Source organism: Bradyrhizobium sp. CSS354, assembly GCF_029051725.1.
GTDB lineage: Bacteria > Pseudomonadota > Alphaproteobacteria > Rhizobiales > Xanthobacteraceae > Bradyrhizobium.
In genome coordinates this window covers 15,328-31,395 of the sequence record NZ_JAACFU010000021.1, presented here as the reverse complement: position 1 = coordinate 31,395, position 16,068 = coordinate 15,328, and the positions used below count along the sequence as shown (strand labels likewise).

The following is a 16,068-nucleotide window of genomic DNA, read 5'->3' as shown; positions in this document are numbered from 1 at the left end:
TTTCTTCCGCGGAGGAGGGGAAGGGCAGGAGAACGAACACAAGAACCTAAAGGTTGCCATGATGACGCAGAACGCCGAACACATACTCGACCACTCTGAGCTTTTCCGGGGAGACGAATACCAGCAGATGCTGGCCAATAAGAAGGCGCTGTTTGAGAATCCGCATGATCCCGCCGAAGTCGACCGTATCAGAGAATGGTCCAAGACGCCCGAATACCGCGAGAAGAACTTTGCCCGCGAGGCGCTAACGGTTAATCCGGCGAAGGCTTGCCAGCCGCTAGGTGCGGTGTTCGCCGCGCTCGGGTTCGAGCGCACACTGCCGTTCGTCCACGGCTCACAGGGCTGCGTCGCGTACTATCGCAGCCATCTGTCACGGCACTTCAAGGAGCCGACCTCGTGCGTCTCCTCGTCCATGACGGAAGACGCGGCCGTGTTCGGCGGGCTCAACAATCTTACCGACGGGCTTGCCAACAGCTACAACATGTACAAGCCGAAAATGATCGCGGTCGCGACGACCTGCATGGCGGAAGTCATCGGCGACGACCTTAACGCCTTCATCAAAACATCCAAGGAAAAAGGTTCAGTCCCCGCGGACTACGACGTACCATTCGCTCACACTCCTGCATTCGTCGGCAGCCACGTTACCGGCTACGACAACACGCTCAAGGGCATCCTCGAGCATTTCTGGGACGGCAAAGCCGGCACGGCGCCAAAACTCCAGCGCAAGGCGAACAACACGATCAACTTCATCGGCGGCTTCGACGGCTACACTGTCGGCAACATGCGTGAGATAAAGCGCATATTCGAGCTGATGGGGATCGGCTACACCATCCTCGCGGATAACAGTGACGTATTCGATACCCCCACTGACGGCGAGTTCCGCATGTATGATGGCGGCACCACGCTGAAGGATGCCGCGGACGCAGTCCACGCGAAGGCAACCATCTCTATGCAGCAATATTGTACGGAGAAGACGTTGGCCTTCGTCAAGGGGCACGACCAAGAGGTCGTCGCCTTCAATCACCCCCTGGGCGTCGGCGCCACGGACGATTTCCTGATGACGCTGTCGCGTATCACCAACAAGGCAATTCCAAACGCGCTGGAGCGGGAGCGCGGGCGTCTGGTAGATGCAATGGCTGACTCTAGCGCGCATGTTCACGGCAAGAAGTTCGCGATCTACGGCGATCCCGACCTCTGCTATGGCCTGGCCGCATTCTTGTTGGAGCTCGGCGCTGAGCCCACCCACGTGCTCTCGACGAACGGGGGTAAGGGCTGGGAGAAGAAAATGCAGGCGCTGTTCGCGAGCTCGCCGTTCGGTAAAAACTGCCGCGCCTTCCCGGGCAAGGATCTCTGGCACATGCGTTCGCTCCTGTTCACAGAACCGGTCGATTTCTTGATCGGTAACACCTACGGCAAATATCTCGAGCGTGACACTGGAACACCGCTAATCCGCATCGGATTTCCGATCTTCGATCGCCATCATCACCATCGTTATCCAGTGTGGGGCTATCAGGGTAGCATGAATGTGCTGGTCAAGATTCTCGACAAGATCTTTGATGAGATCGATAGGAAAACCAGCTCGGTTGGCAAGACAGACTACAGCTTCGACATCATACGCTAGGCGAGCGCCCCCGCCTCATCGTCCGCAGGAACAGCGGCGGTGTGGCGGGGATCACAGGTTATCCGCCGGCCATCCTCTTGGTCTGTGCGGCGTCTTGACATCCCCGAAAGAGACACCATGACTTCGCTTCGCACGACCATACTGGACGTCTCTAACGAACCGGGCTGCGCCAGGAACGCGAGCAAGTCGAACATCGAGCGCAAGAATGGATGCACCAAGCAGCTGAAGCCGGGCGGCGCCCCCGGCGGGTGTGCCTTCGATGGCGCCAAAATCGCACTGCAGCCCTTCACCGATGTCGCCCATCTTGTGCATGGTCCAATCGCCTGTGAGGGCAATTCCTGGGACAATCGCGGTTCCGCCTCCTCCGGCTCCGATCTGTGGCGCAGAAGCTTCACCACTGACATGAGCGAGACCGACGTTGTGTTCGGCGGCGAGAAACGGCTGTACAGGGCAGTCAAGGAGATCACAGAGAAATACGACCCACAGGCCATCTTCGTCTACCAGACGTGCGTGCCCGCGATGATTGGTGACGACATCGATATGGTCTGCAAGGCGGCCTCCGCCAAATTCGGCAAACCGGTCATTCCCATCAATGCACCGGGATTTGTGGGGTCGAAGAACCTTGGTAACAAGCTCGCAGGCGAAGCGCTGCTGGAGCACGTCATCGGTACCGGAGAGCCCGATTACACCACTCCGTATGACATCAACATCATCGGCGAATACAACCTGTCCGGCGAGCTCTGGCAGGTCAAGCCGCTGCTCGATGAGCTCGGAATTCGGATTCTGTCGTGCATCTCGGGGGACGGCAAGTACCGCGAGGTCGCTTATTCACACCGAGCCAAAGCCGCGATGATGGTCTGCTCAAAGGCAATGATCAACGTCGCACGCAAGATGAGGCAGCGCTACGGCATCCCGTTTTTTGAAGGCTCGTTCTACGGTATTGAGGATTCCAGCGATTCACTGCGCCAGATCGCGCGCATGCTAATCGAACGTGGCGCGCCAGCTGAGCTGATGGAACGAACGCAAGCCCTGATCGTACGCGAAGAGACCAAAGCCTGGACTGCGATCGAACGTTTCAAACCGCGCTTTGCCGGCAAGCGGGTCGTGCTCATCACCGGTGGCGTGAAATCCTGGTCGATGGTGGCCGCTTTGCAGGAGGCTGGGCTCGAAATCGTCGGCACGTCCGTGAAGAAATCGACCGAGGAGGACAAGGAACGTATCAAGGAATTAATGGGCCAGCACGCCCACATGATCGAGGACATGTCACCTCACGAGATCTACAAGATGCTCAAGGACGCAAAAGCTGACATCATGCTTTCGGGCGGCAAGTCGCAATTCGTCGCACTAAAGGCGGCGACGCCATGGCTCGATATCAACCAGGAGCGCTGCCACGCCTATATGGGCTATGTCGGGATTGTCAAGCTCATGGAGGAGATCGAGAAAGCGCTCTACAATCCGATATGGGATCAGCTCCGCGAAGGTGCGCCCTGGGATGAGTTCGATTGGAAGCGTCAGGCAAAGACGGTTGCGCAGATGGATGCGCAAGCCGTTGATCCAGTTCGGGGCGCGAACACGAACGGCGTCAAGACGATAAGTTTCTCCAACAAAAGTGAGATCGGCGATTGTGAGAGCGCGATTGCGGCGCATGGCCGGAACCTCGTCGAGCCCGCCAAGCCGGGCACCAATTCCACCGCAAGAGGCCCTGCTTGTAAGGACACGTTTTCCGATCTCCAGCCCTCGGCGCTGCAGGCGGCGGAGTAGGAGAACGACATGGCGATCGTCACTGCCTCGAAGAAAGCCTGTTCGGTCAATCCGCTCAAGATGAGCCAACCGATCGGCGGCTCATTTGCCTTCATGGGACTGCGCGGCGCGATGCCGCTTTTGCACGGCCCTCAAGGTTGCGCCTCCTTCGGGCTGACGCTGTTCGTGCGCCATTTCAACGAAGCCGTGCCGATGCAGACGACCGCCATGAACGAGGTTGCCACCGTGCTCGGCGGTCTCGAGAATCTCGAACAGGCGATCCTCAACATCTACAATCGCGTCGAGCCGGAGATCATTGGTATCAATTCGACTGGCGTCACCGAGACCAACGGCGATGACGTCGAGGCCTTCATCCGGTTGATCCGGCAGAAGCATCCACAGCTCGAAACGCTTCCCCTTGTCTACGTCTCGACGCCCGATTTCAAGGATGCCTTTCAGGATGGCTGGGGCAAAACAGTGGCGCGGATGATCGAGGTGCTCGTGGCTCCCGTCGACGCAGCGAGATCGCGCGATGGCTCCCGCGTCAACGTGCTACCTGGCTGCCATCTCACGCCCGGCGATCTCGACGAGCTTCGCACGATCTTTGAGGATTTTGGGCTCAAGCCCTCCTTCCTGCCGGACGTTGCCGGTTCGCTGGATGGCCACATCCCCGACGAATTCACGCCGACCACGATCGGCGGCATTGGGATGGACGAGATCGCGACGATGGGGCAGGCGGCCTGGACGATCGCGATCGGCGCGCAAATGCGCCGTGCTGCCGAGATCATGCAGGCACGAACAGGCACGCCATTCCGTCTGTTCGAGCGGCTCTGCGGCCTTATTCCAAGTGACGAATTCATCGCGTTTCTGAGCGAGATCAGCGGCCGGTCGGTGCCCTCGAAATATCGCCGGCAGCGTGGACAGCTGGCAGACGCCATGCTGGATGCCCATTTCCATATCGGCGGCCGCAAGCTCGCGATCGGCGCCGAGCCGGACTTGTTATTCGATCTCTCCAGCTTCCTTCACGAGATGGGGGCGGAGGTAACGGCTGCGGTGACGACGACGAACTCACCGGTGCTCCAGCGGGTCAGGACCGAGGACGTCCTGATCGGCGATCTGGAGGATCTTGAAGAGCTTGCCAGCTCCCGTGACTGCGACCTCTTGATGTCGCATTCACACGGTCGCCAGGCCGCTTCGCGACTCAATGTTCCGTTCCGCCGGGTGGGCTTTCCGATGTTCGACCGCCTTGGCGCTGCGCACCTCACGACCGTTGGCTATCGCGGCACGCGTGATCTGATCTTTGATATCGCCAATCTGATCATCACCGACCGCGAAACCAACCATGGGCCGACGCCCGACACCTGGCCATCACCTGCGGTGACCTGCAGGTCCATGCCCCAGTCGCATTGAGCAGGAAGAGAAAAAACACGGATGAAAGTTGCATTCGCCACTCAGGACTTGAAGCACGTCGATGCGCACTTCGGCTGGGCCAAGAACATCGTGATCTACGAGGTCGACCCGGACGGGCATCGGTTTATTGAGGCGATCCAGTTCGGCGGTGACCTCACGGAAGACGGCGATGAGGATAAGCTGGCGCCGAAGATCCAGGCGATCAGAGACTGCGCAATCCTCTATGTTGCGGCGATTGGCGGCTCGGGTGCTGCGCGAGTCGTCGCGAGCAACATCCATCCGATGAAGGTGCTGCAACCAGAGCCCATCGACGACCTTTGCGTCAAACTCGTGACCGTGCTGAAGGGGTCGCCGCCGCCCTGGCTGCGGAAGCTGCTCACCAAAAGCTCGGAACGTACGGTGGATTTCGAAGCCTGAAGGAAAGAGGATGCCCGATCGGTCTGAAATCACTCCAGCCGTCCCCGCGGCAGAGCGGCCATTTCTCAAAGAGCTCATCAAGATCTGGCGCGCCCAGGACACCCACGGCGCCTGGGAGGGCAAGAAGGACCTCGACCTGCTAGACCCCTACATTCTGGACAAGCGCAAGCGCCGTGCGCTGCCGATCGTTGGCAATCCCGACCCCGACACGATATGGCGACTGCAGTTGTTCTTTGACGCCATTGCGCTCTCGATCGAGAAGGCGACGGGCGTGATGATCTCGCCAATGCTGAAGATGCATCATGAAGGGTTCGGTCGGATCGTGCTGATCGGGGGCCGGCTCGTTGTCGTGAGCAAGCAGCTACGGGACGTGCATCGCTTTGGTTTCAACAGTCTGTGTCATCTTGCCGACCAAGGCGACGAAATCATCAATAGTGGTGTTGAGATGATCCGCGAGTTCCCGGAAGTGGCGAACTATTGAGGCAAGTATGAGCGATGTTGAAAGCCTGAAAGCGGAAATAAAGAAGCTGTCGGCCAAAGCGACCCAGGCCAAGATGGACCTCCACGACCTCTCCGAGGAACTGCCCGTCAACTGGACCGCGATCCTGAGCGTGGCGCAGAAGGCCCACGACGCCTTCAGCGAGCTCGAAAGCAAGCGCCAAGATCTCCAGGCGCTTCACAAAGCATAACGGACCTCAAGCCATGTCATTCAGCACCCGCGACGGCCGCGATTGGAGGCCGGACTACCTGGTTTGGATCGATCCAAACAAGTGCATCGGCTGCGGCCGCTGCTACAAGGTCTGCGGCCGCGATGTCATGACGCTGAAGGGCCTGAGCGAGGACGGCGAGATGGTCGATCTCGATGAGGACGACGAAGAGGTCGAAAAGAAGATCATGGTGATGAAGGACGAGGGGGCTTGCATCGGCTGCGGCGCCTGCGCACGGGTCTGCCCGACAAACTGTCAGACCCACGCGCCAGCTGCTTGAACCCACTCTTCTTTCGCTATGAACAGGGGTGGTTTGTCAAAGACAAAGTGTCTGTCAGAGACAAAGGTAGCTCGGGAGATCCGGCATCGCGCCGACGACATGTACGGCGCGAAGCCTTGAACCCTGTCGAGAGTGCGCGTCAATGCTAAGCTTGGAGTGAATCATGGTCAAAAAAGGTGTGCCGTTGAAGTCGCGGATTGAAAGGCCAACGGCCTCGACTCCAGATGATGATCCCTATCTATGGTTGGAAAAGATCGAAGGCGGACGGGCGTTGAACTTCGTCGAGCGGCAGAATAGCAGAACGCTGCGGGTGTTCGGCGGAGCGGCCGCGGGACGAGATCGCGATGCGTTGACCGCGATTTACGATCGGGCTGACAGGATCCCCTATGTCAGGCGCCGCGGCAGCCATCTTCACAATCTCTGGAAGGATGCCACCAACCCGCGCGGGCTGTGGCGGCGGACAACAACGGCGGAGTTTCGAAGACCCGATCCGGCGTGGGAGATCGTGCTGGATATCGACCAGCTTGCAGCAAGCGAGCGCGAAGATTGGCTACTGAGCTCGACAAGCTCACTGCCGGGAAGCCCGCGGAACATCTTAAGCCTGTCACGCGGCGGCAGCGATGCCGTCACCTTGCGGGAATTCGACGCCGACACGAGGAGCTTCGTCGCGGACGGCTTTGCGATGCCGGAAGCCAAGGGCGACGTCGACTGGCTCGACACGGACACGCTGCTGCTGTCCAGCGCCCATGGGGAGGGCATGGTCACGAGCTCCGGATATTCGAGGACCGTTCGCCTGTGGTGTCGTGGCGAATCTGTGGATCGGGCAGAAGTGATCTTCGAGACCGCGGCTGATCACATGCGCGTCTTTGGCCGCGCGGACCATACCAGCGTGGTCCCGCGTACCTGGATCATCGATCGGATCGACTTCTTCAACCACCGGATCTGGCTGCGCGATCACGCCGGCACCACCACGAAACTCGCGCTTCCGACCGGCATCTGGATGCAGGCTCATGGCGACTGGTTTGCGATGAAGCTGCGCCAGCCCTGGTCGACGGGAGGTCGAACCTATGCCACCGATGCCGTCCTCGGCATCTCGCTTTCGGCTTTCCTTGCGGGCAGCCGCGACTTTTCGCTCCTGTTCGAGCCCGGACCGCGGCGCGCATTGCAGGACTTGTTCTGGACTGCCGGCAGACTGGTGCTCTCGATCCTCGACGAACTTAAGCCACAATTCCAGATCTGCACGCCATTCGCCACGGGCTGGAGCCGCGCGATACTCGGCGGGCTTCCCGAAATCGGCGTGGTCGACGTCTGGCCGCTCGATTGTCATCCGTCTGAGAGCAACGGCGACCTGCTCGCCGAAGTGCAGGACCCACTCACGCCGCCCTCGCTGCTGTTGATCGAGCGTGGCGTCGAAAGTCCTGTCGTGTTGAAGCAGGCATCGAAGACCTTCGCCGCCGATGGCCTGGTGGTGACGCAACATCAGGCGATCTCGATCGATGGCGAGCATATCCCCTATGTGCAGACCGGCCCCGCAGGCGAAACCGGCGATGCGCCGGTCTATATGACCGCCTATGGCGGCCTCGGTCGCTCGGTGAAACCATATTACAGTTCGTCGCTCGGCAAGCTGTGGCTGGAGCGTGGCGGCACCGTTGTGCAGGCGAATTTGCGCGGCGGCGGCGAGTTCGGCACGCGTTGGCACGAGGCTGGCCGGCTCGCCGGCAAGAAGCTGTCGCATGACGATTTCGCAGCTGTTGCCGCCGATCTCATCCGCCGCGGTGTCACGAAAGCGAAACGGATCGCAGCCAAGGGCGGATCGAACGGCGGCATCCTTATTACCAACATGCTGACGCGATACCCGGAACGTTTCGGCGCGCTGTTCTGCACCGTCCCGCTGACCGACATGCGCCGCTACACCAAGCTGCTTGCCGGCGCGAGCTGGATCGCGGAGTATGGCGACCCCGACAAGCGTGAGGACTGGGAATGGTTGAAGACCTATTCCGCCTATCACAACGCAAAACCTGGCCAGCCCTATCCGCCAATCCTGATCGCCACGAGGCGGCGGGACGACCGCGTCCATCCCGGACATGCTCGCAAAATGGCCGCAAAGCTCCAGGCGATGGGCTATGAGGCTTACTTCTACGAGGCGGCGGGCGGGCACGGCCGCGGCAAGGACAACAAGGAGCGCGCCGGCCTCGATGCGCTGGGCTTTGAATTTCTGAAGAGCAAGATTGGCTGGCAGGAGGGGGAGGCGTCAGCGAGCTAACGCAATTGCCAGATGACATTCGTACGATATCGACCAGAGCGAGGGCAATCTGACCGACGTCCAGAACTTCCGCACGAACGATTCGAGATCCCGCGTGTTTGAACCAACGCATGGTGGAGTTAGTGTCTCGCCGGGACTTTGATAACGACCGTTGCTCTTCACCAGCTCTATGACCTCACTTACGTGCTGTATCTCAGCCCGGTGCTGCACGTGATCTTCCAGGACCGTGACTGGACTGCGTCTTGTCTTGCCCTTTAGAATGTATCCGCACAAAAGCTCGCGATTTAAAGTTCGAATTGCCTTTTGTACGTTCCGCAGGCGCTCAATTCGGCGACAGGATTATCTTCCAGCAGCCGCGGCCGCGCTTTCTTTAAGAAGCAGGTCAGACAGACAGAGCGAGCGAGGCTCATACTAACTGTTATTTGCCGGCGCCGCGCGCCGGCGGTTACGGCAGCGATCCTCAAAATGCCAGCAGCGATCGTCATGATGGGCGAGGCACAAACCCCGCGGCCCGAAGCGCCCGACCCGCGTCCGATGTCTGACATCGAACGAGACCGTTTAGCTACAAACGTACCGTCATGTTGAGCTGCCGAGGCAATCTCAGACCGGATCAGGCGCGTGATGTTCGTTGCTGGCGTTGGCACGGCCATTGCTGCTGAGATCGAGCACGGTGTCAGGCGGAGTGCATGCAGACGCGCTCTCTCGTACTCGGGCCGCGTATCTTAGAGACAGACGAGCTTGCGCAAACATTCGCGTGAAGGTTTGGCAATATCTTTGGAGAACAACATGATTCTTCGTATGGAGTCGCCAGCTCCTCCGATCAGCGTGGAAAGCTGGGTACGTGGCGAGCCCCTCACCAACTTTAAGCTGGGCACGCTGTATATTGTCGCGTTTTGGGCGACTTGGTGCGGAGGATGTGTGGCGGAGATTTCCCACCTCGCGCAGCTGCAAGAGAAATACGACGATAGCGCAATTGAGGTCATTGCAGTTGCAGCTTCCAAGCGAGGCTCGACGGCCGAGGAGGCGCGAACACACTTGGACGCGTGGTTGACCAAGAACGGCTCGGAACTGAACTTTCGGATCGCGTTCGATTACGCCGGAAACATGAAGAAGTCTTGGATGGCGCCCAGCCTTTCCAGCACTATCCCCACCTCATTCGTCATCGACCGTGACGGTCGCGTCGCCTTTATCGGTCACCCGATGCAACTGTATGACGTGTTTCCAACAATCGTAAATGGCACCTGGCGCACCAGCGATGAAGCCAAAGCAGCGGATGCTAAGCGAATCGCTGAAGCAGAATCTGAAATGCGCGAGAAAGCCCGGACGCAAGCATTCTGGGGCAAAATTGGACTGGCGCTGAAGGCGAAGGATTCGTCGACGGCGCTTTCGGCCGCTAAAGAGGGCGTCGCAATCATGCCGGACGAAATCAACGTTCACCTAGTTCATGAGGATCTAGCCCTGCACAAAATCCATGACATGCAGACGGGATTACCCGTTATGCGTCAATTGGCTCGCGATGCGATCGAAAAACAATCCGAGTTGTGGAGGGTGCAAGCGATCCGCCAACTCTCTAATCCAGCGGAGAAGAACTCTGATGTCCCGCATTCTGATCGCTTTGCGATTGGCAAGGACTTGGCCGAACACATCCTCGCGCTGGACTCTCCAGAAGGCTGGGCCGGCCGCAAGTTTCTGTCCTATGTGGCGGTCGCCCAGTATTGTTTCGAATGCGGCGACAACGATCGTGCGGTCGAGTTAGCTGAGTCGGCGGTGAAGTCGCTGGACGATCCGAAGCCAATGCCGGCTGAACAGAAGGCGCATTACCTGCGGCTGTTGCTTGCGGCCTTGGCCAAGTACGAGGATGAGGAGGCAAAGCCGTTCTCGGGGACGAAGAACGCCTTGGTCTGAATTCTTGGCCTGACTTTAAGAAAATGCGGCTCGCGAGCGGACGAGCGGTGACCCGGAAGCGGGTGCCGCGGAACGCCCAAGGTGCGCCGAAGATGGCGGTGAGGCAGCTTGCCGCATGGAGAGGACGAGGACATGAACGGGTCGCAGGTCGAGCGCGGAAACATCGTGGCAGAACAACTGTCGGCGACGGTCGCCTCGAAAACGATCGATCCGATTCAGGAGCACAACTCACGGCCGCCAGCGGTAGGCCTCTACGATCCGAGCCTGGAAAAGGATTCCTGCGGCGTCGGCTTCATCGCCGACATCAGGGGCAAGAAGTCGCACGAGATCGTCGCGGACGCGCTCAGCATCCTCTGCAACCTCGAGCACCGCGGCGCTGTCGGCGCCGACCCGCGCGCCGGTGACGGAGCCGGCATTCTGGTGCAGATTCCGCATGCTTTCTTCAGCCGCAAGGCGAAGGAGCTCGGCTTCGCGCTGCCCAATCCGGGCGAATACGCCATCGGCGCGCTGTTCATGCCGCGCGACACCGCCTGGCGCAACCTCATCAAGAGCATCATCGCCGACCAGATCAAGGAAGAGGGCCTGACGCTGCTCGGCTGGCGCGACGTGCCGACTGACAATTCCTCGCTCGGCGTCACCGTGAAGCCGACCGAGCCCGCCTGCATGCAGGTGTTCATCGGCCGCAACGGCACCGCCAAGACCGAGGACGATTTCGAGCGCCGGCTCTACATCCTGCGCAAGTCGATTTCGCAAGCGATCTATCAGCGCCGCGACCGCGGACGTGCCGGTTACTACCCCTGCTCGATGTCGTGCCGCACCGTGATCTACAAGGGCATGTTCCTCGCCGACCAGCTCGGCAAGTACTATCCCGATTTGCATGAGGCGGACTTCGAGAGCGCGCTGGCACTCGTGCACCAGCGCTTCTCGACCAACACGTTGCCGACCTGGTCGCTGGCGCATCCCTACCGCATGATCGCGCATAACGGCGAGATCAACACGCTGCGCGGCAACACCAACTGGATGGCGGCGCGTCAGGCCTCGGTAAGCTCCGAACTCTACGGCAAGGACATCAACCGGCTCTGGCCCATTTCCTACGAAGGCCAGTCGGACACCGCCTGCTTCGACAACGCGCTCGAATTCCTGGTGCAGGGCGGCTACTCGCTGCCGCACGCCGTCATGATGATGATTCCGGAGGCGTGGGCCGGCAATCCCTTGATGGATGAGAAGCGCCGCGCCTTCTACGAGTATCATGCAGCCCTGATGGAGCCGTGGGACGGCCCCGCCGCGATCGCGTTCACCGACGGCCGCCAGATCGGCGCCACGCTTGACCGCAACGGATTGCGGCCCGCGCGCTATCTCGTCACCAAAGACGACCGCATCGTGATGGCGTCCGAGATGGGCGTGCTGACAATTCCCGAGGACCAGATCATCACCAAGTGGCGCTTGCAGCCGGGCAAGATGCTGCTGGTCGACCTCGAGCAGGGCCGCCTCATCCCCGACGATGAGATCAAGGCCGAGCTCGCCAGGAGCCATCCCTACACCGAGTGGCTGGAGCGGACCCAGATCGTGCTGGAAGAGCTGCCGAAGGTGCCGACCACCGGCGTGCGCTCCAACCTGTCGTTGCTCGATCGCCAGCAGGCGTTCGGCTACAGCCAGGAAGACATCACCATTCTGATGACGCCGATGGCCTCGATTGGCGAGGAAGCGGTCGGCTCGATGGGCAACGACACGCCGATCTCGGCGCTGTCGGCCAAGGCCAAGCCGCTGTTCACCTATTTCAAGCAGAACTTTGCGCAGGTCACCAATCCGCCGATCGACCCGATCCGCGAGGAGCTGGTGATGAGCCTCGTCTCCATTATCGGACCGCGGCCGAACCTGTTCGACCTGCAAGGCCTTGCCACCACCAAGCGCCTCGAAGCACGCCAGCCGATTCTGACCGACGCGGACTTCGAAAAGATCCGCTCGATCTCGGACGTGGCCGAAACCCACTTCAAGTCGCGCGCGCTCGACACAACCTTCCACGCCGGTCTCGGCGCGGCCGGCATGGACCAGGTGCTGGACGAGCTCTGCGCGCGCGCCGAGAGCGCGGTGCGCGAAGGCGTCAACATCATCATCTTGTCCGACCGCATGGTCGGCACCGACCGGGTGCCGATCCCGTCGCTGCTGGCTTGTGCGTCCGTGCATCACCATCTGATCCGCACCGGCCTGCGCACCTCGGTCGGCCTCGTCGTCGAATCCGGCGAGCCGCGCGAAGTGCATCACTTCGCCTGTCTCGCCGGCTACGGCGCGGAAGCGATCAATCCGTATCTGGCGTTCGAGACCATCATCGCGATGAAGGACCGCCTGCCCGGCTCGCTCGACGACTACGAGATCGTCAAGCGCTACATCAAGTCGATCGGCAAGGGCCTGCTCAAGGTGATGTCCAAGATGGGCATCTCGACCTACCAGTCCTATTGCGGCGCGCAGATCTTCGACGCCATCGGCCTGAAGGCGGAATTCGTCGGAAAATTCTTTGCCGGCACGCATACCCGGGTCGAGGGCGTCGGTCTTGGCGAGATCGCCGAAGAGGCGGTGCGCCGCCATGCCGACGCGTTCGGCGATGCGCTCGTTTACAAGACCTCGCTCGATGTCGGCGGCGAATATGCCTATCGCAGCCGCGGCGAAAACCATGCCTGGACCGCCAAGTCGGTGAGGCTGCTTCAGAACGCCGTGGGCGGCAATTCGCTGAAAGACTATCGCGACTTCGCCAAGATCCTCAACGAGCAGTCGGAGCGCCTGCTGACGCTGCGCGGCCTGTTCCGGATCAAGAGCGCGGACGAAGAGAAGCGCAAGCCGGTGCCGCTCGACCAGGTCGAGCCGGCCAAGGACATCGTCAAGCGTTTCGCCACCGGCGCGATGAGCTTCGGCTCGATCTCGCGCGAGGCGCACACCACGCTCGCGATTGCCATGAACCGGATCGGCGGCAAGTCGAACACCGGCGAAGGCGGCGAGGAAGCCGATCGCTTCAAGCCGATGCCGAACGGCGACAGCATGCGCTCGGCAATCAAGCAGGTCGCCTCGGGCCGCTTCGGCGTCACCACGGAGTATCTCGTCAACTCCGACATGATGCAGATCAAGATGGCGCAGGGTGCCAAGCCCGGCGAAGGCGGCCAGCTGCCCGGCCACAAGGTCGACGCGACCATCGCAAAGGTGCGTCACTCCACGCCGGGTGTCGGTCTGATCTCGCCGCCGCCGCACCACGACATCTACTCGATCGAGGATCTGGCGCAGCTGATCTACGACCTCAAGAACGTCAACCCGGACGGCGCGGTCTCGGTCAAGCTCGTCTCGGAGATCGGCGTCGGCACGGTGGCCGCCGGCGTCGCCAAGGCGCGCGCTGATCATGTCACCATCGCGGGCTTCGAGGGCGGCACCGGCGCTTCGCCGCTGACCTCGATCAAGCACGCGGGGTCACCGTGGGAGATCGGCCTCGCCGAGACCCACCAGACGCTGGTGCGCGAGCGGCTGCGCAGCCGCATCGTGGTCCAGGTCGACGGCGGCTTCCGCACCGGCCGTGACGTCGTGATCGGCGCGCTGCTCGGCGCCGACGAGTTCGGCTTCGCCACCGCGCCCTTGATCGCGGCCGGCTGCGTCATGATGCGCAAGTGCCATCTCAACACCTGCCCGGTCGGCGTCGCGACCCAGGACCCGGTCCTGCGCAAGCGCTTCACCGGCCAGCCCGAGCATGTGATCAACTACTTCTTCTTCGTTGCCGAGGAGGTCCGCGAGATCATGGCCTCGCTCGGCTTCCGCAGCTTCAACGAGATGATCGGCCAGGTGCAGCTGCTCGACCAGACCAAGCTGGTCGCGCACTGGAAGGCCAAGGGGCTCGATTTCTCCAAGCTCTTCGTCAAGCAGAAGGAAGAGAAGGGCCAGAAGATCTATCACTCCGAGCGCCAGAACCATCATCTGGAAGCGGTGCTCGACCGCACGCTGATCGAGCAGGCGACGCCTGCGCTCGACCGCGGTGCGCCGGTGAAGATCGAGGCCAAGATCAACAGCACCAACCGCTCCGCGGGCGCGATGCTGTCGGGTGCGGTCGCCAAGATCTACGGCCATGCCGGCCTGCCGCATGAAACCATCCATGTCAGCCTCAAGGGCACCGCCGGCCAGGCCTTCGGCGCCTGGCTGGCGCAAGGCGTCACCTTCGAGCTCGAAGGCGAGGCCAACGACTATGTCGGCAAGGGCCTCTCGGGCGGCAAGATCATCGTCAAGCCGCCGGCCAACAGCGGCATCGTGCCGGAAGAGAGCATCATCGTCGGAAACACCGTGATGTACGGCGCCATTCAAGGCGAGTGCTACTTCCGCGGCATCGCCGGCGAGCGTTTTGCCGTGCGAAATTCCGGCGCCGTGGCGGTGGTCGAGGGCGCGGGCGATCATTGCTGCGAATACATGACCGGCGGCATCGTGGTCGTGCTCGGCAAGACCGGGCGCAACTTCGCGGCCGGCATGTCGGGCGGCATCGCCTATGTGCTGGACGAGACCGGCGACTTCGACAGGCTGTGCAACATGGCGATGGTCGAGCTCGAGCCGGTCCTGTCGGAAGAGCTGATCAACGCCGGCACCTATCACCACTCCGGTGACCTCGAGGCGCACGGCCGGGTCGACGTGTTCAAGGATCTGCTCGCCTCCGACGTCGAGCGGCTCCACGTCCTGATCACGCGCCATGCCAAGGCGACCGGCTCCAGGCGTGCCGCCGACATCCTGGCCAACTGGAAGGACTGGCTGCCCAAATTCCGCAAGGTGATGCCGGTCGAGTACCGGCGCGCACTGCGCGAAATGGCCGCCAACGCGGACGCCGAGCCGAATCGCGATTGAGCTCCGGAAGCTGAGACAGTACCACCGACGTACCGAACACCGCACGCGCCCGATGATGATAAAGCGCTAACACCGCTCCCACACGCGTCCGGCCAGCGCACCCCGAAGCAGATCCTCACGAGAGGGCCGGCTGAGACGTTCCTGCCTCGTGATCACGCGAGATCGTTTTGACGTCCGCTACGCGTCGTTCTGAGGAAGGTACGGGATCGGGGCGCCTGGAGCGCAATGACAGTGAGGGTTGCAGGACAGCAGGTGAGGGCTGCTATACGCTCGCCGTCGCCTGGTCAGTTGAAGTCCATCGAAGATCGGCAAAAAGTCGCATGATTTCATCGTCACTGCCCTGCTGATTGCATCAATCAAGATCAATTGTCCCTTACTGTAGGCAATCCCGGCGCTTGGAATAGCGCGCGCCGCTTTTGCCACGGAGGCGCACACCAGTGTCACACTCTGCGCCGGTGGTCCGTACATGCCACAAGCATCGCAATTGGCGACCCCGCAGTTGAACTGCGAGCTGTGTCGCGAAATGGAAGATACATGGGGGAGATCCCAGGTGACGCCGACATGAAGGCGAGAATGCGCAATGACTATCCTGCTTCCACCCACGGGTCAGCGAGGTTCGGTATGCGGTGGGAAGATTCGGGCTTATCCGCTACCACTGCCGGCAAACAGCGCTTTGTTCTAGGAAGTGCGTCAACCGCTTCTACGCGCGGCGCGAGGCCGACCACAAATGATTTCGCTTCTTGCGAACTGCTTGACGCGTGGCACCCGACTCGCTGCCGCCGCCCCGTGCTCTCGCAAGATGGACGCCGGCAGAATAGTTCTGCTGCAACCATGGACTCAGGCGTGACGCTTTCAAGAGTGAGTGGAC

At 61.0% G+C, this 16,068-nt stretch carries 10 protein-coding genes; all 10 read left to right on the top strand.

Going from position 1 to position 16,068, the window contains the following annotated elements; genetic code table 11:
• Positions 1-61: 61 nt before the first annotated feature.
• Positions 62-1,621, top strand: a complete 1,560-nt coding sequence (gene nifK / locus GWG67_RS33015; protein ID WP_275173743.1) for a nitrogenase molybdenum-iron protein subunit beta — start codon at positions 62-64, stop codon at positions 1,619-1,621.
• Between the two features lie 117 nt (positions 1,622-1,738).
• On the top strand, positions 1,739-3,382 hold the full coding sequence (nifE, locus tag GWG67_RS33010) for a nitrogenase iron-molybdenum cofactor biosynthesis protein NifE (RefSeq protein ID WP_275173742.1): 1,644 nt from the start codon (positions 1,739-1,741) through the stop codon (positions 3,380-3,382).
• Between the two features lie 9 nt (positions 3,383-3,391).
• Positions 3,392-4,771 carry a nitrogenase iron-molybdenum cofactor biosynthesis protein NifN gene (gene nifN / locus GWG67_RS33005; protein ID WP_275173688.1) on the top strand — a complete coding sequence of 460 codons (1,380 nt, stop codon included), beginning with the start codon at positions 3,392-3,394 and terminating at the stop codon, positions 4,769-4,771.
• A 21-nt stretch (positions 4,772-4,792) separates the two neighbouring features.
• Entirely contained in the window at positions 4,793-5,188 is a 396-nt protein-coding gene (gene nifX, locus GWG67_RS33000) for a nitrogen fixation protein NifX (RefSeq protein WP_275173687.1), read from the top strand.
• A gap of 10 nt (positions 5,189-5,198) precedes the next feature.
• Positions 5,199-5,669, top strand: a complete 471-nt coding sequence (locus tag GWG67_RS32995; protein WP_275173686.1) for a NifX-associated nitrogen fixation protein — start codon at positions 5,199-5,201, stop codon at positions 5,667-5,669.
• 7 nt (positions 5,670-5,676) lie between these two features.
• Entirely contained in the window at positions 5,677-5,877 is a 201-nt protein-coding gene (locus GWG67_RS32990; protein WP_148740541.1) for a CCE_0567 family metalloprotein, read from the top strand.
• Positions 5,878-5,890: 13 nt separating this feature from the next.
• Complete coding sequence (gene fdxB / locus GWG67_RS32985) at positions 5,891-6,175, top strand: ferredoxin III, nif-specific (RefSeq protein WP_275173685.1); 285 nt, start codon at positions 5,891-5,893, stop codon at positions 6,173-6,175.
• Between the two features lie 163 nt (positions 6,176-6,338).
• Positions 6,339-8,438, top strand: coding sequence for a prolyl oligopeptidase family protein (locus GWG67_RS32980; RefSeq protein ID WP_275173684.1), 2,100 nt, complete (start codon positions 6,339-6,341; stop codon positions 8,436-8,438).
• A 786-nt stretch (positions 8,439-9,224) separates the two neighbouring features.
• Positions 9,225-10,343: a TlpA disulfide reductase family protein gene (locus tag GWG67_RS32975; protein WP_275173683.1), complete on the top strand. Its 1,119-nt coding sequence runs from the start codon at positions 9,225-9,227 to the stop codon at positions 10,341-10,343.
• A 132-nt stretch (positions 10,344-10,475) separates the two neighbouring features.
• Positions 10,476-15,200: a glutamate synthase large subunit gene (gene gltB, locus GWG67_RS32970; protein WP_275173682.1), complete on the top strand. Its 4,725-nt coding sequence runs from the start codon at positions 10,476-10,478 to the stop codon at positions 15,198-15,200.
• Positions 15,201-16,068: the final 868 nt, after the last annotated feature.